Here is a 16,757-nt window from a genome sequence, read left to right as displayed (position 1 = left end):
AAATCCCCGTTGCGTTATGCAACCTATCTGAGCGTTCGTCGATGCAATCGGCGATTTGGGCGACAAGCTGTGTCGTCCGGCATTTCGTTCAGACAGGGGCAATGCGAATTTTTTAAACCGCTTCGTAACCCGCGACGGGCATGGCCCGAATAGGTGCGAGACCAGGAAAGGCCGCGACATGATCGCATTCTTCAAATCCGACATGTTCCGCAACTTTGCGGGCGGGTTCGTGTTGGGCACGATAGGCATCCTGGCGTTGCAGATGACGGAGTCGCACCATGACCAGCCAGCCAAGCCATCGGCCGGATATAGCAGTGTCGTCCAGGCCAGCCCGCCTCCGGCGAGCGTTAAGGCAGCGCTTTAGTCCCTTCCTGCTGGCCGCTGCCGTGGGCGGCGGCCTGACGGGCGGGGTGTGGGCGCTGTCGCCCGGCCTGCTGCCCCCGGCGCTGGCGGCGGAAAGCGCTGTCCTTGCCCCGGTCCCCAAAATCGACGCCGTACCCGCACGCAAGCTGGAAACCGCGGTGTTCGCCGGCGGCTGCTATTGGGGCGTCGAGGGCGTTTTCTCGCATGTGAAGGGCGTGAAGCTCGCCGTCTCCGGCTTTGCCGGCGGGCCGCGCGCCATGAAGGTTGATTATGACCGGGTGGGCGAGGGCGACACGGGCTACGCCGAATCCGTCCGCGTCACCTATGATCCGCAGGTGGTGAGTTACGGCGCGCTGCTGCGCATCTTCTTTTCGGTGATCGCCGACCCTACCACTTTGAACTATCAGGGTCCCGACCACGGCACGCAATATCGCAGCGCGCTGTTCCCGCTGAATGCGGAGCAGGCGAAGGCCGCGAACGCCTATCTGGCGCAGTTGGGCCAGGCGAAGCTGTGGAACGGGCCGATCGTGACGAAGGTGGAGCGCTTCACCGGCTTTCAGGACGGCCCGGCCTATCACCAGAACTTTCTGGAGCGTAACCCGCGCCATCCCTATATCCTGCGCTGGGACGCGCAGAAGGTGGCGGCGCTGAAACAGTTGTTTCCGCAGAACTATAGCGAGCGGCCGTCGGCCTAACTTGCCGGACTACGCCAGCATTCGTCACCCCTGCGAAGGCAGGGGCCCCGCTGTCTGATCGATGCCGGAAGAACAAGCGGGATCCCCGCCTTCGCGGGGATGACGGGTTGCCTGAATGTGATCGGGGAGACGCCAGCAGAGCCGCCCCGCCTCGTCGCCTTACTTCGGCGCGAGCACCATCAGCATCTGGCGGCCTTCCATGCGGGGATAGGCCTCCACCTTGCCGTCGTCGGTCGTGTCCTCGGCCACGCGCTGCAGCAGGGCCATGCCGAGCTGCTGGTGGGAAAGCTCGCGGCCGCGGAAGCGCAGGGTGATCTTCACCTTGTCGCCGTCGCCCAGAAAGTCATGGACCTTCTTCATCTTCGTCTCATAGTCATGATCGTCGATGTTCGGACGCATCTTGATCTCTTTGAGTTCCTGCGTCTTCTGGGTCTTGCGGGCGATATTCGCTTTCTTCTGCGCCTCATATTTGAACTTGCCAATGTCGAGGAACTTGCAGACGGGCGGATCGGCGTTGGGGGAGACCTCGACCAGGTCCAGGCCGACCTCGGCCGCCTGCTCGATCGCTTCCTGCGTAAACATCACGCCCAGATTCTCGCCTTCATCGTCGATCACGCGCACTTTGGGGACCGTGATGAATTCGTTGTAGCGAGGGCCGGATTTCGGCATCGGCGCCAGCGGGCGGCGCATCATTGGGGGACGTATAGCGATATCTCCTGTGGTCGTTAACATACTTTGCGGCCGCTAATAGCGGATTTCATGGAAGGCGAAAAGGGGCGCGGGCCCTCGGCATCCGAAGGACTCGCACCCTGTGGCATCCATGCCTCACCGCATATCGGGAGGCAGCGCCTCATTTGCAAGCCGTTCAATGGCATCGTCGAGCGAAAGCATCGTCTGCGCCTGGCTGCCGAGTGTGCGGAGAGCCACGGTGCCCTCGTCCGCCTCACGCTTGCCGACGACCAGCAGGTTCGGGACTTTCGCAAGGCTATGCTCGCGCACCTTGTAATTGATCTTCTCGTTCCGCACGTCGATTTCCGCCCGGATTCCGGCGGCGTGCAGCTTCTCCACGACCTGATGCGCATAATCGTCGGCGTCGGACACGATGGTCGCGACGACCGCCTGCACGGGGGCAAGCCAGAGCGGGAAGCGCCCGGCATGATGCTCGATCAGGATGCCGATGAAGCGTTCGAACGTGCCCAGGATGGCGCGGTGGAGCATGATCGGCCGGTGCCGTTCGCCATCCTCGCCGACATAGCTGGCGTCGAGTCGCTCCGGCAGCACCGTGTCGGTCTGCAGCGTGCCGCACTGCCATGTCCGGCCAATGGCGTCGGTCAGGTGGAACTCCAGCTTCGGCGCGTAGAAGGCGCCTTCGCCGGGCAGTTCCTCCCAGCCATAGTCCGCCGTCGCGCGGCCGGCGGCAGCCACGGCGTCCCGCAGCGACTGTTCCGCCCAGTCCCACATTTCCTCGGAACCGAACCGCTTTTCCGGGCGCAGCGCCAGCTTGATGGCGTAGCTGTCGAAGCCGAGATCCTTGTAGATCACGTCCAGCAGGTCGCAGAAGGTCTTGACCTCATCCACCAACTGGTCGGCGCGCACGAAGATATGGGCGTCGTCCTGTGTGAACTGGCGCACGCGCATGATGCCGTGGAGCGCGCCATGCGCCTCATTCCGGTGGCAGCAGCCAAATTCGGCGAGGCGCATCGGCAGGTCGCGATAGGATTTGATGCCCTGGCGGAAGATCAGGACATGCGCGGGGCAGTTCATGGGCTTCAGCGCCATCATGTCCGCCTCGCCCGACAGCACCGGGCCTTCATCCTCGGTATTGGGCACCTCGTCGGGGACGACGAACATATTCTCGCGATATTTGCCCCAATGGCCGGACTGCTCCCACTGGCGCGCGTCCATCAATTGCGGCGTCTTGACTTCTTCATAGCCGGCGGCGTCGAGGCGGCGGCGCATATAGGCCTCCAGCGCGCGCCAGATGATATAGCCCTTCGGATGCCAGAAAACCGATCCCTGCGCCTCCGACTGGAGGTGGAACAGGTCCATTTCCTGCGCGATCTTGCGATGGTCGCGCTTGGCCGCTTCCTCCAGCCGCAGCAGATGCGCATCGAGTTGCTTCTTGTTGAGCCAGCCCGTGCCGTAGATGCGCGAGAGCATCGCGTTCTTCTGATCACCGCGCCAGTAAGCGCCTGACACGCGCGTCAGTTTGAACGCCTGCGGGTCCAGCTTGCCGGTGGAGGCGAGGTGCGGGCCGCGGCACATGTCGTACCAGTCGCTACCGCTATGATAGACGGTCAGCGGCTCGTCGCCCGAAAGCTCGCCCGCCCATTCGGCCTTGAACGTCTCGCCCGCCGCGCGCCATTTGGCGATGAGGTCCGCGCGATCGATCTCCTGCCGCACCAGTGGTTTGTCGGCGGCGATGATCTTGCGCATCGCCTCCTCTATCGCGGGCAGGTCCTCGTCCGTGAACGGGCGGTCCTTCGGCGCGAAATCATAATAGAAGCCGTCATCGGTGGACGGACCGAAAGTGATCTGCGTGCCGGGAAAAAGCTGCTGCACCGCCTCGGCCAGCACATGCGCAAAATCGTGGCGGGCAAGCTCCAGCGCATCCGCCTCGTCCCGCGCCGTCACCAGCGCGAGCGCGGAATCCTGTTCCAGCGGGCGCATGATGTCGCGCAACTCGCCATCCACGCGCGCCGCGATAGCCGCCTTGGCCAGCCCCGGCCCGATCGCCGCCGCGATGTCCGCCGGGGTAGTGCCGGGCGCGACTTCACGCACGGAACCATCGGGCAGGGTGATCTTCAGCATCTGGGACATGGCGGGGATATGGGCTTTCGTGGCGAAATTATAAGCGCCCTGCCATGTCCAGCGGCGGCGGCGAAGTCAAGCGGGGGCGAGTCTGTGCGCTATAGCTGTCGCCACTTCTTCTTTCCTGTCATAGCGTTTCCATGCCCAGTTACTTCCCCCGCCCCGATGGCCTGCGCCTTGCCTATCATCATCACACGGGTGCAGGCCCAGCGGTCGTGTTCCTGCCCGGATATATGTCTGACATGGAGGGCGGGAAGGCGCTGGCGGTCGAGGCGTGGGCGGTGGCGCAAGGGCGGGAGGTGCTGCGGCTCGACTATTCGGGATGCGGGGCGAGCGACGGGGCGTTTGAGGACGGGACGCTGGATATCTGGCGCGACGATGCGCTGATGTTGATCGATGCGCTGGTCGCCGGGCCGTTCATTGTCGTGGGATCGTCGATGGGCGGGTGGCTGGCTTTGCTGATCGCACAGGCCCGGCCGGATCGGGTTGCCGGGCTGGTCGGGATCGCCGCCGCGCCGGATTTCACCGACTGGGGCTTTTCGGAAGCGGAAATCGCCGAGATGGAGGCGAAGGGCAGGCTGGTCGAGGATACGCCCTATGGCGACGATCCCTATGTGACAACACTGGCGTTCCGCAATTCGGGGCAGGCGAACCTGTTGCTGGGCGGGGGCGAGATCGCGATCGATTGCCCGGTCCGGCTGCTGCAGGGGCAGGAGGACCCGGACGTGCCGTGGCAGACGGCGCTGCGGATCGCGGAGGGCGTGCGTTCATCCGATGTGCAGGCCGTGCTGATTAAGGATGGCGACCATCGCCTGTCCCGCGATGCGGACATTGCCCTTCTGATCCGCACCATCGCCCAAATGCCGGAACCTTCATGATCCTGACAGCCATTCTTCTGATGATGCAGGCCTATTCGCCGGAGACGGAGGCCGTGATGAACCGGTCACGCCAGCGGGCGGCGGAAAAGCGCGCGGCGAAGGCGGAGGAAGCGGCGACGGGCGGCAATGCCGCCGCAAGCAGCAATGCGCGGCAGGGCGTGGACAAACCGCTGCCCATGCCGCCACAGGCCGCGGCGAAATTTCAGGGATGCCTGGACGCGAGCGTTGCCGATCCCGACGCCGGGGTCCGCTTTGCAGACGAATGGCGGATCGACGGCGGCGGCTTCCATGCGCGCGAATGCATGGGCTTTGCACTGGCGCGGGCGGAGCGCTGGCCCGCCGCGCTGGTCGCGCTGGAACAGGCGGCGGACGAGGCGGAGCGCGCGGGCAGCATGCAGGACGGGGCGCGGCTGTGGGCGCAGGCGGGCAATGCTGCGCTGGCCGGGGGCGACGCCGCCAAGGCCAAGAGCAATTTCGACGCGGCGCTGGTGCGCGGCCTGCCCGACGGGATCGCCAAGGGTGAGGTGCAGCTTGACCGGGCGCGGGCGCGGGTCGCGCTGGGCGACCTGCCGGCGGCGCGCACCGACCTGGACGGGGCGCTGGCGCTGGTGCCGCAGGACCCGCTCGCCTGGCTGCTGTCGGCGACGCTGGCGCGGCGGATGAACGAACTGGCGCTGGCGCAGAAACATATAGCGCAGGCGGTGAAACTGTCGCCCGACGACGCCTCCGTCGCGCTGGAGGAGGGCAATATCGCCATCCTGTCCAGCAATGAGGATGTCGCGAAAATGGCGTGGGAGCGTGCGGTGAAGCTGGCCCCGCAAAGCGTGGCGGGCAAGGCTGCGACGGCCAATCTGGCGCAACTGGCGGCGGAAAAGCCAGCGAAATAGGCCCGCGCCCTTCTCCTTGGGGCTGGCATATCCTATTTAGCGGCTGACGGTATCCCACCCCGCCCATCCCGCCGGAGTCGCTTTTCCATGCCCAAATATCTGCACAGCATGATCCGTGTGACGGACGTCGACGCCACCGTGCGCTTCTTCAACCTGCTCGGCCTGGAGGAGCAGAAGCGCTTCGACAATGAACAGGGGCGCTATACGCTGGTGTTCCTGGCCGCGCCGGGCGACGAAGCCGCGCAGGTGGAGCTGACCTATAACTGGGACGTGGAGCCTTATGACGGCGGGCGCAATTTCGGCCATCTCGCCTATCGCGTCGAGAATATCTACGATACCTGCCAGCGGCTGATGGATGCCGGGGTGACGATCAACCGGCCGCCGCGCGACGGGCATATGGCCTTTGTCCGCACGCCCGACAATATTTCGATCGAGCTGTTGCAGGACGGGCATCTGGAACCGGCCGAACCCTGGGCCTCCATGCCCAATACGGGCGTCTGGTAAGCGCATGGCTGGCTGGCCCGACCGGCGGTTTCTGGAGAGGATCGGCGTCGATGCGCCGGTCATCCAGGCCCCGATGGCGGGGTCTGGCGGCGTGGAGCTGGCCATCGGCGCGCTGAAGGGGGGCGGGGTCGGGTCGCTGCCCTGCGCGCTGGTTCCGCCCGCCGATATCGCTGGGCAGGTGGCGGCTGTGCGGGCGGCGGCGCCTGGTCCGGTCAACCTCAATTTCTTCTGCCACACCCTGCCCGAAACGGTGGACGATAGCGCCTGGGTGGCGGCGCTGGCGCCCTATTATGCCGAATATGGCGTCGGGCCGCCCGCCGTGCCGCCGCCGGTGCGCGCGCCGTTCGACGCCGTGCGTTGCGCGGTGGTGGAGCAAGTCCGGCCGGAGATTGTAAGCTTCCATTTCGGATTGCCGGATGAGGCGCTGCTGGCGCGGGTAAAGGCGACGGGCGCGCAGGTCTGGTCATCGGCGACAAGCGTGGCGGAGGCGCGCTGGCTGGCGGAGCGCGGCGTGGACGCGGTGATCGCGCAGGGTTTTGAGGCGGGCGGACACAGCGCGCGGTTCCTGCCCGCGCCGCAGGGGGCCGCCATGGGCCTGTTCGCGCTGCTGCCGCAGATTGTCGATGCCGTGGACGCGCCGGTGATCGCGGCCGGTGGCATCTCCGATGCGCGCGGCGTGGTCGCGGCGCTGGCGCTGGGCGCGAGCGCAGTGCAGGTGGGCACCGCCTATCTGCTGTCGCCCGAAAGCAGCGCGGGCGAAACGCACAGGCGCTTGCTGCAGGGGCAGGAAGCAGAGGTCACGCGCTTCACCAACCTGTTTTCCGGCCGCCTCGCGCGCGGCCTGCCCAACCGGCTGATGGAGGAACTGGGGCCGGTGAGCGACGCCGCCCCGCCCTTCCCCTATGCCTCCAACGCGCTTGCTTCGCTCAAGGCAGAGGCGGAGAAGCGGGGTGATAGCGGCTTTACCTCCATGTGGAGCGGGCAGGCGGCGCGGCTGGCGCAGCCGATGACGGCGGAGGCGCTGACCCGGTCGCTGGCCGAGGGCGCGCTGGCCTTGATGGCGGGCATGACACAGGAGACCGCAGATGCTTGAAGTGGCCCGCATCCCGGTGCTGAACGACAATTATGTCTGGCTGATGCATGACGGCGCCAGCGGGGAGACGGTGGTGGTCGACCCTTCCGTCGCCGAACCCGTGCTTGCGGCGGCGGCGGAGCGCGGCTGGCCGATCAGCCAGATCTGGAACACCCACTGGCACCCCGACCACACCGGCGGCAATGCAGAGATCAAGGCGGCGACAGGCTGCATGATCACCGGGCCGGGCGCGGAGGCGGCCAAGATTCCGACGCTCGACCGGCTGGTCGGGGAGGGGGATTATGTCGCCATCGGCGCGCATGCGGCGAAGGTGATGGCGGTGCCCGCGCACACGGCCGGGCATATCGCCTATCATCTGGCCGATGACGAGATCATCTTCGTCGGCGATACGCTGTTCGCGATGGGATGCGGGCGATTGTTCGAGGGCACGGCGGCGCAGATGTTCAGCAACATGGCCCGCTTCGCGGCGCTGCCCGACGATACGGCGGTCTATTGCGCGCATGAATATACCCAGTCGAACGGGCGTTTCGCGCTGGTGGCCGAGCCGGACAATGACGCGATCCGTCAGCGCATGGGGGATGTCGACGCCGCCCGCGCGGCGGGCAAGGCGACGGTGCCGACCAGCATCGGGCTGGAGCGGGCGACCAATGTGTTCATGCGCGCGGGGGACGCGGAAACGCTGGCGTCGCTGCGCGCGGCGAAGGATGCGTTCTGACGGAATCTGTCCTATGATGGCGTCCTGTTTCCGCCGGACGGGACCGGAGAGAAAAGGACCTTCGCCATGCGCTCACTGATGCTTCCGCTATTCCTGTTGGCGCCGGTTCTGCTGGCGTCCTGCGCCACCGCGCCGGAGGGGCCGCCGAAACTGACCGAGAAGCAGACGCAGGCGCTGGAAAAGGCGCTGGACGGCAAGGTGCCGGGCGACAAGGTGACGTGCATCCAGCAATATCGCCAAACCAACCTGCAGGTGATCAGCGATCAGGTGCTGCTCTACAAGGTCAGCAACAGCCTGGTTTACAAGAATGAGGTCATGGGCCGCTGTTCCGGCCTTACCCGCGGCGACACGCTGATCACGCAGAGCTTTGGCGGGCAGTTGTGCCGGGGCGACATAGCGCGGGTCGCCAACCTGATGGTGGGCACTTTGTCCGGCGTATGTTCGCTGGGCGATTTCGTGCCGTATCGCAGGGTGAAGAAATAAGGCCGGTGGTATGGGTTGAGGAGTCTGGTGCCGGCCTAAAATCCCTCCCTGCAAGGGGAGGGAGAACAATCCACTTCCCACCCAATCCGTCATCGCGCACTTGATGCGCGATCCATTGGCTCCCGGTAAGCATGACTGCGCGGACGCTTGCGCTCATGGATCCCGGATCAAGTCCGGGATGACGGCGGGTATTTGGGATGACGGCAGTGTGTTGCAGCGTAAATTGCGCCGAGCAATGGCCGCTCTCTACCCCCAGCGGCAAGCTCAGCTATGCCGCCCTACCCTTTGTAGAGCGCATCCAGACGGTCCTGATAGCGCTTGCGGATGATGTGCCGCCGGATCTTCATTGAGGGGGTCATCTCCTCATTGGCGATCGTGAACGGCTCATCGGCAAGGATGAAGCGGCGGACCCGTTCGGTCACGGACAGGTCCTCATTCACCCGGTCGACGGCGGCGCGCAGCGCGGTTAGCAGGGCGGGGTCGTTCATGGCCGCTTCGGGCGACATGCGGCGGCCGCGCGCCCAGTCCTTCAGCCAGTCGGCGTCCGGGACCAGCAGGCCGACCAGATAGGGCCGCTTGTCCCCGGCGACCATCGCCTGGCCGATCTCCGGCTGCAGCGTCAGCATGCCCTCAACCTTCTGCGGGGCGACATTATCGCCCTTGTCGTTGACGATCAGGTCCTTCTTGCGGTCCGTGATCTTGATGCGCCCGCGTTCGTCAATCTCGCCGATATCGCCGGTGTGCAGCCAGCCGCCCTCCAGCGCCCGCTCGGTCTCCGCCGGGTTGCGCCAATAGCCCTTCATCACCAGCTCGCCGCGCACCAGCAGCTCGCCATCCTCCGCGACCTGCACCTCCACTCCGTCAAGCGGCGGTCCCACCGTGTCCATGGCGATGCCGGCGCCGGGCCGGTTGCAACTGATGACCGGGCCTGCCTCCGTCTGGCCATAGCCCTGCAGCAATGTGATGCCGAGCGACTGGAAGAAGATGCCGACGTCCGGGTTGAGCGGCGCGCCGCCCGAAACCATCGCCTTCATCCGGCCGCCGAAACGCTTGCGGATTTTGGGGCGGATGGTGCGCGCGACGATCATCTGCATGGGGATGTCCCATAGCGCGACGCCGCCATTCTTCACGTCATCGCCATTGATGCGCAGCGCCTGGCGGAACAGGAAATTGGCGAGTTTTCCCTGTTTCTCGACCCCCTTGATGATGCGGGTGCGCAGCACCTCGAACAGGCGCGGCACGACGACCATGAATGTCGGGCGGACTTCCTCAATATTGGCGGCGAGCTTTTCCAGCCCCTCGGCATAATAGATCTGGCCGCCGAGCAGCATCGGCAGGAACTGTCCGCCGCTATGTTCATAGGCGTGGGAGAGGGGCAGGAAGGAGAGGAAAACCTCGTCCTCCCACTCGAAATCCTCTGCAATGACCTTCAGCGCGCCCTCGACATTGCAGAGGATCGATCCGTGATGCTGCATCACGCCGCGCGGCGCGCCGCCGGTGCCGCTGGTGTAGATGATGCAGGCCAGATCATCGCGCTGCGCCGTTTGCGCGGCGGCGCAGGCGGCAACATCCGCCGGGTGCGCGGCGAGCAGTGCGTCCCAGGCGCGGCAACGGATCGTGTCGCCCTGCACGGCGCGCAGCGGTTCCATGCCGATGACCAGATTGACCTGCGACCGCAGCACGGCGGGCATCAGCACCGAGGCGAGCTTGGCCGTCGAGACGATGACGGCGCGCGCGCCGCTGTCGGTCAGGATATGCTGATGATCGCGGGTGGTGTTGGTGGTGTAGGTCGGCACGGTGATGCAGCCCGCCGCCATAATCGCCAGATCGGCGATGCAGAATTCCGGCCGGTTCTCGCTGACCAGCATCACCGTGTCGCCGGGGCGCAGCCCCTCCGCCTTCAACGCGGCGGCCAGCGATGCGACGCGGCGGGCGACCTCGGCCCAGCTCAGCGGATGCCATGCGCCGCCGGATTTGGTCCACAGAAACGGGCGATCGCCGCCCTCGGCCGCGCGCGCGAAGAACATGGTGACGAGGTTCGGGAATGTCTCCAGCGCGCGCATTCATCTCTCCCACCGGCGGCGCAGGGGCAACCGCGTGGCCGGTGCGCGTCTATAAACGCCCGCTTCCGTAAGGGCCAAGACTATTTCGCGTTTCCGGCGTGGGTTGGTTCATGGGGGCGACAGGGGTGGGCGGAGGAAAGTGGGAAGGTGTGGCGGCGCGCATGTGTGGCCGTGTTGAATAGCATTGTGCTCCCGCGAAAGCAGGAGCCTAGGGTTATCTGCGTCACTGCACCCTGGGTTCCTGCGTGCGCAGGAACATGTCGTTTTCGAACAGCCCGCAGTCCGCTTCCCACCCGGTCCGTCATCCCGCACTTGATGCGGGATCTATTGGCTCTACGCAGGCGTGACTGCACAAGCGCCTGGGCTCATGGATCCCGGATCACGTCCGGGATGACGGGAGTATGGGGTTCCAATCCGCACCCCTACACATCAAGCCCGATAAGCACGCCGCTGCCGATGCGGTCGATATAGCGCCTGCCGTCTACCTCCACCCAGTCCGGCGTCGCCTCCAGCCGGCGGCCGCGGATGGAGGTGCGCAGATGCTCCACGGCGATCCGGTTGCGCTGGATGATGCGCAGCACGGCAAGGCCGTCACCCGCGGTTTCGGTCACGAAATAGCGGTCGCCGCGATAGGCGAAGCCAAAGCTGCCGTCCGTGACCAGCCATTCATTGGCGTCGATCACCTGCACCGGCTCGCCATTGTCCCCGCCCAGGCGGATGCTGATGCGGGTCGCGCCGACGCCCTGGCGCGGGGGGGCGAAGAACAGCAGCGGCTCCCCGTCCAGTGCCAGAGGGATCGGCGTGTCGCGCACCGCGCGGGAGCCGCCGACGGCCAGTTCGGGCAGTTCATTGGAAAAAGGCAGGCGATCGCGCAGGAAATGCCGTTGCCGCGCGATCGGGCTGGCGTGGAAGCCATGGACCTGCGCCGGGGTCAGCCGTTCCTCCTCCACCAGCCGGTGGCAAGTAGGGCACAGCATGGTCGCGCCCTCGCCGCCCTCCGTCCGCTTGTCCTTGATGACCGGCAGGGAGAGATATTGATAGATGGTGACGCCGCAACGGACGCAGCCGAAGCCGCTGCGGTATCGCAGGTCTGCGCGGGCGTCTGGGGGCAGGTCTGGCAACGGGCGCATCAACGGCGCGGGCATGGCGGTACTTCCCCCTGGTTACGCCTCTCCGCACCGGCATCTGCGTACCGGCTTCCTTGACACCCATCGTTGACTTAAATGCAGTCAAGTCAAGGGGCGGTAACCATTCGGTCAGCCCAAAACCGGGAAAATGCCAGCCATGCCAGTCGTCGCCCTGCTGATCGCGTCCAACATCATGATGACCATCGCCTGGTACTGGCACCTGAAAGGCGGGATGGGGAAACCCCTGCTGATCGTGATCCTGATAAGCTGGGGGATCGCGCTGTTCGAATATTGCCTGGCGGTGCCGGCCAACCGCATCGGCTACGCCAGCGGATGGAGCGGCGCGCAGCTCAAGATCGTGCAGGAGGCGATCACCCTGATCGTGTTCGCCGGGTTCATGATCCTGGTGCTGCACGAGCCGGTCGGCTGGCGGCATCTGGGCGCGTTCGCCTGCATCATGGCGGCCGTCGCGCTGCTGTTCAGCGGGCGATGAGCGCTATCGGACGCTGACCGGCTGGGCGTCGTTATGGACCGACACCAGTTCGCGCACGCGGTCAGGATTGCGCATGCCGCGGATCGCGATCTCCGCATAGTCGCCGGCGCTGAATATCTCGATATTGCCGACGCCGAAGATGCGCTGGCCCACCGTCTGGCTGATGCGCACGGTGCGCACGGTGGACAGGTTGAGCTGCGTCCGCTGCTTGGCGAGCAGGCCGCGCTCCATCAGCACTTCGCGGTCGGAAACGGCCAGGCGCTCCCCCTTGCACTTGATCCACCAGACGCCAAGGCCAAGGATGCCGACGACGGAGATCAGGAGAAGGGTGAAAAGCAGCGGGCTGCTGCGGAACATGGCGGGATTTTCGTCATATAGCCAGGTTTCGGGCATCGCGCGGTCTCCTTATGGGCGGACCATCGGATGGCGGGCGGCCAGGGTCAAGGCTTTCCGCGCCAGGTCATGCGGGGTCATGCGGGGCCGCTATACTTCGGGGCGGGCTATTGCGCCTCGACCGCGTTGCGCAGCGCGGCGACATCCTGCGCGGTGATGGGGTCCCCCGCCGCATCGGTGGGAAGGGCGGTTTGATCGCCTCCTGCGCCGTCGTTACCCTTGCCGCCGCCGCCGACAAAGCCGACGGCCGTCAGGCAGATCAGCACGCCCCAGAGCAGCGCCATCCAGCGGCTGGTGAAAAGCGAGGAGGGGCGGACGCCGAAGATCATCGCCCCCTTATGCTGCAAACCGGTTAGGGCGGGGTAACGCCGGCGCGGCCGCCGCCTCCATGCGCATCAAAGGCGACGGGGAATGCGAGGGTATCAGGCCATTCGCCGGACGCCCGAAAGCCGCGATATCCGGCGGGTTGATGCGGAACCGGCGCGCGGCGCATCCGTTGATCCGCGCAGGACAGTTTGAGAGGATATGCCGATGCCCCGCTCCCCCGACGCGATCGACCCCGACACGGAAGAAAACAGCGAACAAAGCGATGCAGGCGCGCAGGCGCAGGACGTCGCCAGCGACGCGCTGACCCGCCGCACCGACCTGTCGGAGGACAGCGAGAAGGGCGGCGGATCGGACCGCGGCGCGGTGATCCCGGACGATGTGCCGGACCTGGTCGACACGATGGAGGCGATGAACCGCAGCGGCACCATCGACAACGGCGCTTATGCCGGCGAGCCGATGATGGACGATGAGGAGGGCTGGCTGGGAAATACGGAGGAGGATGTGGATTGAGGGGGGTAGCAACGCGCAGCAGGCCTGTTGATAATCATACAAAATTGTAGTAACAAAAATGTATGGACATGCGGTTCGAATGGGACCCGGACAAGGCGGCCAGCAATCGCGCCAAGCATGGCGTCAGTTTCGATTTAGCCATGCGCGCCTTTGCCGATCCTTTTGCGCTAAGCGTTCAGGACAGGATCGAAGGCGGCGAGTTTCGCTGGCAATTGCTGGGCATGGTCGAGGGGCGAGTGCTGTTGCTGGTTGCGCATACGGTGCGGGATGAACGCGACGGCGGCGAGACCATCCGCATTATTTCCGCCCGGCGGGCTACGGCCGGGGAGAGGAGGCGCTATGAACAACAGGCTTTCTGAAAAGCGTATGGATTTCGCTGCGCCGCCGCCCCTTGATGCGGAATTGGAGGCTGAATTGGTCGCGCTGGAGGCGATGGATGACGCACGGATCGACACCAGCGACATAGCGGAACAGGGCGACGCCTTCTGGCGCGATGCGGAGCGCGGGCGCTTCTATCGTCCGCTCAAGCAATCGACGACTGTGCGCATCGACGCGGATGTGCTGCATTGGCTGAAAGCGAAGGGGAAGGGGTATCAGACCCGGATCAATGCCATCCTGCGCGAGGCGATGATGCGGGATGGGGGTAAGAGGTAGTCCGCTATTCTGTGGCGCTTTCTGCGCGTTTTGTAGTTGTTTTATTCTCCCTCTTTAAATTATTTATTGCATCGGCAAGATGAGAAATAACTACAGATCCAAGTTGAAATATATCTTGAGCTTCTTGAGCGGTTAGGATAAATTCTGCATGTATTACTGGATTTCTGTGATTATTTTTTATTTGTCTTATAAGGTCTATAGTTCCAATTTGCGGCTTTTTTCTCGAATTTCCTCTGTAAATTTTCTTTAATTCTGCAATATATGATCCCCAGTTAGTATTTAAAGAAGAAAATCTTCTCCCGCAAATTAATTTCATATATTTCAACAGAACGTATTCCACTGCGCGCATCATGTGGAACCCGCAGGCGGTATTAAGCTGGAAACAAAGGCATTGTGCAGCTTCTTGAAATTGCCCCAGTGCCTCTTCCCCAATGGTAGTATGCATATCTTTAGGAAATCTTGCAGAAGCATTCGATACAAGATCATTGGTAGAATATATTCCAACTTTTGAAACAAAATAGGTTGATGCCATCCTACATTCAGCGGCAAGAACGTGTTCGAACGATTTTATAGCTTCTTGAGCGTGATATTTGATTGACCACCCCAATTCTGTAAAGCGCTCGCCGTTTTTATCTTTACCTCTCCAACGTGCGTCAATTTCGTCTAATGAAATTTTCACTTTCTTGATATTTTCGTCAAGAAGGCCAAATTCTACCAAATCGCCATTCTCAATTTTTTCTAGCGATTCTCGCACTAGATCCCCATTTATTGATGCGCGAACAGGCTCGGTTTCATCGCGCAACTCTGCGATACTTTGGAGAGCTTTGCCAAGTTCCACTAAATCATAGAGATTGATACGGCGCATTTATCACTCCGCCGCGATCCCCGCCTTCGTGAACATGTCCTCGCTCTCGTCGGCCGCATCGCCGCTGTCGTTCGCTTTCAGCCGCTTGCGCTTGTCGAAGCTGTCCCAGACTTCGTTCCACTGGCCGCGCGTCGCCGCCTTTGAATATTCGGTGGCGCGGGTTTCGAAGAAGTTGGCGTGCTCGACGCCGTTCAGCATCGGGGTGAGCCAGGGGAGCGGGTGCTCCTCGATCATGTAGATGGGTTTCAGGCCAAGCTGGCCCAGGCGCCAGTCGGCGATGTAGCGGACGTAGCGCTTGATGTCCTTGGGCGTCATGCCGGGGACCGGACCCATCTCGAACACTAGGTCGACGAACGCGTCCTCGATCCGCACCGTCTTCTGGCACATGTCCATGATATCTTCCTTGACCGCGTTGGTCAGGCAGCCGCGTTCGGCGCAGAAGGCGTGGAACAGCTTGATGATGCCCTCGCAATGCAGCGTCTCGTCGCGGATCGACCAGGTGACGATCTGGCCCATGCCCTTCATCTTGTTGAAGCGCGGGAAATTCATCAGCATGGCGAAGCTGGCGAAAAGCTGAAGCCCCTCGGTAAAGCCGCCGAACATGGCCAGCGTGCGGGCAATATCCTCATCCGTATCGACGCCGAACTGCTGCAGATAGTCGTGCTTGTCCTTCATCTCCTTATATTGGAGGAAGGCGCTATATTCGCTCTCCGGCATGCCGATGGTGTCGAGCAGGTGCGAATAGGCGGCGATATGGACGGTTTCCATGTTGCTGAACGCGGTCAGCATCATCTTCACCTCGGTCGGCTTGAACACCCGGCCATATTTTTCGTGATAGCAGTCCTGCACCTCGACATCGGCCTGGGTGAAGAAGCGGAAGATCTGCGTCAGCAGATTGCGCTCATGGTCGCTGAGCTTCTGCGCCCAGTCGCGGCAATCCTCGCCCAGCGGCACTTCCTCCGGCAACCAGTGGAGCTGCTGCTGGCGCTTCCAGAACTCGAACGCCCAGGGGTACTCGAAGGGCTTATACTGTTTGGAGGCTTGAAGAAGGGGCATGGGTCGGCTCCGGCGGAAATCGTTACGGGTGAAGGGCGGTTGCAACCTGCATGGTGGCGGGGCGTTCAATCGCCAACACCCCCCGTACAGGAGAATTATCATGGTCGATCTTAGCACGATCAAGGAACATGCCGAAGTGATTGGCGCGGACGGCGTTCATGTGGGCACCGTCGATCATGTGGACGGAGACCGCATCAAGCTGACCAAGGCCGATAGCGGCGAAGGCAGCCACAAGGGCCATCATCATTACATCGCGCAGGGCCTGATCGCGGGCATCGACGGCGACGGCACGGTGCGCCTTTCCGCGACCGGCGCGAACGCAGTGTTCTTCGAGGAAGAGAAGGACGGGTGACGCCACTGTCCCTCTCCCGCCGGGAGAGGGAAGGAGCTGCGAAGCAGCGGGAGGGTGAGGGTGTGTTGTCATCAACCTTACCCTCCCACGCCGCTACGTGACGCGGGCCCCTCCCTCTCCTGAAAGGAGAGGGGGTTCAGGGCAGCGGCAATGGTTTCCACGACGCCATCGGTATTTTCCATGACGTCATGATTCCAAACGCGCAGGACGCGGTAACCCTGCGATTCCAGATAGCGAGTGCGGGCGGCGTCCTGTTCGAAGCGTTCTACATGTTGGCCGCCATCGACTTCGACGATGAGCTTGGCTGAGAAGCTCAAGAAATCCGCAAAATAAGGGCCTAGGGGCACTTGTCGACGGAATTTCGCTTCACCAAGTTGCTGGCGCAAAGCACTCCACAGCCGCTTTTCCGCATCGGTAGCGTTACGCCGCAAGCCTTTGGCGCGATCGACGGAGCCAGAGGGCAATGTCTGATAATTGCGCATCGCCCT

At 63.5% G+C, this 16,757-nt stretch carries 22 protein-coding genes; 13 read left to right on the top strand and 9 right to left on the bottom strand.

The annotated features are described in order from the left end of the window. Positions 1 to 178: 178 nt before the first annotated feature. Both KFK14_RS23585 and msrA read left to right on the top strand, forming a co-directional pair. On the top strand, positions 179 to 364 hold the full coding sequence (locus tag KFK14_RS23585) for a hypothetical protein (protein WP_212611290.1): 186 nt from the start codon (positions 179 to 181) through the stop codon (positions 362 to 364). Positions 365 to 446: 82 nt separating this feature from the next. Beyond that, positions 447 to 1,058: a peptide-methionine (S)-S-oxide reductase MsrA gene (gene msrA / locus KFK14_RS23580; protein ID WP_246525086.1), complete on the top strand. Its 612-nt coding sequence runs from the start codon at positions 447 to 449 to the stop codon at positions 1,056 to 1,058. A 159-nt stretch (positions 1,059 to 1,217) separates the two neighbouring features. Here the strand turns inward: msrA and infC are convergent, their stop codons facing one another. Together infC and thrS are read right to left on the bottom strand one after the other, a co-directional pair. Then, positions 1,218 to 1,751 carry a translation initiation factor IF-3 gene (gene infC, locus KFK14_RS23575; RefSeq protein WP_212609368.1) on the bottom strand — a complete coding sequence of 178 codons (534 nt, stop codon included), beginning with the start codon at positions 1,749 to 1,751 and terminating at the stop codon, positions 1,218 to 1,220. A gap of 132 nt (positions 1,752 to 1,883) precedes the next feature. Next, positions 1,884 to 3,878: a threonine--tRNA ligase gene (gene thrS / locus KFK14_RS23570; protein ID WP_212609367.1), complete on the bottom strand. Its 1,995-nt coding sequence runs from the start codon at positions 3,876 to 3,878 to the stop codon at positions 1,884 to 1,886. 131 nt (positions 3,879 to 4,009) lie between these two features. Between thrS and KFK14_RS23565 the strand changes: the two genes are divergently transcribed. From KFK14_RS23565 to KFK14_RS23540, 6 genes are all read left to right on the top strand, one after another. Next, positions 4,010 to 4,747: an alpha/beta fold hydrolase gene (locus KFK14_RS23565; RefSeq protein ID WP_212609366.1), complete on the top strand. Its 738-nt coding sequence runs from the start codon at positions 4,010 to 4,012 to the stop codon at positions 4,745 to 4,747. Then, positions 4,744 to 5,634 (top strand): tetratricopeptide repeat protein, encoded by an 891-nt coding sequence (locus KFK14_RS23560; protein WP_212609365.1) that lies wholly within the window; start codon positions 4,744 to 4,746, stop codon positions 5,632 to 5,634. The genes KFK14_RS23565 and KFK14_RS23560 overlap by 4 nt, the downstream gene beginning before the upstream one ends. Before the next feature lie 87 nt (positions 5,635 to 5,721). Next, positions 5,722 to 6,138, top strand: coding sequence for a VOC family protein (locus KFK14_RS23555; protein WP_212609364.1), 417 nt, complete (start codon positions 5,722 to 5,724; stop codon positions 6,136 to 6,138). A gap of 4 nt (positions 6,139 to 6,142) precedes the next feature. After that, entirely contained in the window at positions 6,143 to 7,231 is a 1,089-nt protein-coding gene (locus tag KFK14_RS23550) for an NAD(P)H-dependent flavin oxidoreductase (protein ID WP_212609363.1), read from the top strand. Further along, positions 7,224 to 7,946 carry a hydroxyacylglutathione hydrolase gene (gene gloB, locus KFK14_RS23545; protein ID WP_212609362.1) on the top strand — a complete coding sequence of 241 codons (723 nt, stop codon included), beginning with the start codon at positions 7,224 to 7,226 and terminating at the stop codon, positions 7,944 to 7,946. The genes KFK14_RS23550 and gloB overlap by 8 nt, the downstream gene beginning before the upstream one ends. A 66-nt stretch (positions 7,947 to 8,012) precedes the next feature. Continuing rightward, on the top strand, positions 8,013 to 8,429 hold the full coding sequence (locus KFK14_RS23540; protein ID WP_212609361.1) for a DUF6491 family protein: 417 nt from the start codon (positions 8,013 to 8,015) through the stop codon (positions 8,427 to 8,429). 278 nt (positions 8,430 to 8,707) lie between these two features. On the opposite strand, the gene KFK14_RS23535 is transcribed toward KFK14_RS23540, so the two are convergent. After that, complete coding sequence (locus KFK14_RS23535) at positions 8,708 to 10,492, bottom strand: AMP-dependent synthetase/ligase (RefSeq protein ID WP_212609360.1); 1,785 nt, start codon at positions 10,490 to 10,492, stop codon at positions 8,708 to 8,710. Between the two features lie 422 nt (positions 10,493 to 10,914). Continuing rightward, positions 10,915 to 11,622: a hypothetical protein gene (locus tag KFK14_RS23530; protein ID WP_070156393.1), complete on the bottom strand. Its 708-nt coding sequence runs from the start codon at positions 11,620 to 11,622 to the stop codon at positions 10,915 to 10,917. A gap of 154 nt (positions 11,623 to 11,776) precedes the next feature. Between KFK14_RS23530 and KFK14_RS23525 the strand changes: the two genes are divergently transcribed. Further along, positions 11,777 to 12,112 (top strand): DMT family protein, encoded by a 336-nt coding sequence (locus tag KFK14_RS23525; RefSeq protein WP_212609359.1) that lies wholly within the window; start codon positions 11,777 to 11,779, stop codon positions 12,110 to 12,112. Positions 12,113 to 12,115: 3 nt separating this feature from the next. On the opposite strand, the gene KFK14_RS23520 is transcribed toward KFK14_RS23525, so the two are convergent. Next, entirely contained in the window at positions 12,116 to 12,505 is a 390-nt protein-coding gene (locus KFK14_RS23520; protein WP_212609358.1) for a PH domain-containing protein, read from the bottom strand. A 107-nt stretch (positions 12,506 to 12,612) separates the two neighbouring features. Next, positions 12,613 to 12,834 (bottom strand): hypothetical protein, encoded by a 222-nt coding sequence (locus KFK14_RS23515; protein WP_212611289.1) that lies wholly within the window; start codon positions 12,832 to 12,834, stop codon positions 12,613 to 12,615. Between the two features lie 202 nt (positions 12,835 to 13,036). Here KFK14_RS23515 and KFK14_RS23510 point away from each other — a divergent pair, with 202 nt between their 5' ends. The 3 genes from KFK14_RS23510 to KFK14_RS23500 all read left to right on the top strand — a co-directional run bounded on the left by KFK14_RS23510 (position 13,037) and on the right by KFK14_RS23500 (position 13,996). Next, positions 13,037 to 13,342 (top strand): hypothetical protein, encoded by a 306-nt coding sequence (locus KFK14_RS23510; protein WP_212609357.1) that lies wholly within the window; start codon positions 13,037 to 13,039, stop codon positions 13,340 to 13,342. 62 nt (positions 13,343 to 13,404) lie between these two features. Next, entirely contained in the window at positions 13,405 to 13,701 is a 297-nt protein-coding gene (locus KFK14_RS23505; protein WP_212609356.1) for a BrnT family toxin, read from the top strand. Next, positions 13,682 to 13,996, top strand: coding sequence for a BrnA antitoxin family protein (locus KFK14_RS23500; RefSeq protein ID WP_212609355.1), 315 nt, complete (start codon positions 13,682 to 13,684; stop codon positions 13,994 to 13,996). The genes KFK14_RS23505 and KFK14_RS23500 overlap by 20 nt, the downstream gene beginning before the upstream one ends. 4 nt (positions 13,997 to 14,000) lie before the next feature. On the opposite strand, the gene KFK14_RS23495 is transcribed toward KFK14_RS23500, so the two are convergent. Next, entirely contained in the window at positions 14,001 to 14,861 is an 861-nt protein-coding gene (locus KFK14_RS23495; protein ID WP_212609354.1) for a hypothetical protein, read from the bottom strand. A gap of 3 nt (positions 14,862 to 14,864) precedes the next feature. Beyond that, positions 14,865 to 15,917, bottom strand: coding sequence for a ribonucleotide-diphosphate reductase subunit beta (locus KFK14_RS23490; protein WP_212609353.1), 1,053 nt, complete (start codon positions 15,915 to 15,917; stop codon positions 14,865 to 14,867). 100 nt (positions 15,918 to 16,017) lie between these two features. Here KFK14_RS23490 and KFK14_RS23485 point away from each other — a divergent pair, with 100 nt between their 5' ends. Continuing rightward, positions 16,018 to 16,269: a DUF2171 domain-containing protein gene (locus KFK14_RS23485; protein WP_212609352.1), complete on the top strand. Its 252-nt coding sequence runs from the start codon at positions 16,018 to 16,020 to the stop codon at positions 16,267 to 16,269. A 77-nt stretch (positions 16,270 to 16,346) separates the two neighbouring features. On the opposite strand, the gene KFK14_RS23480 is transcribed toward KFK14_RS23485, so the two are convergent. Then, positions 16,347 to 16,751: an endonuclease domain-containing protein gene (locus KFK14_RS23480; protein ID WP_212609351.1), complete on the bottom strand. Its 405-nt coding sequence runs from the start codon at positions 16,749 to 16,751 to the stop codon at positions 16,347 to 16,349. Positions 16,752 to 16,757 lie beyond the last annotated feature (6 nt).

The sequence above is a fragment of the Sphingobium phenoxybenzoativorans genome (assembly GCF_018286635.1).
Classification (GTDB): domain Bacteria; phylum Pseudomonadota; class Alphaproteobacteria; order Sphingomonadales; family Sphingomonadaceae; genus Sphingobium; species Sphingobium phenoxybenzoativorans.
Note: the sequence above shows the minus strand (reverse complement) of the source record. Positions and strands in the feature narration are given on the sequence as shown.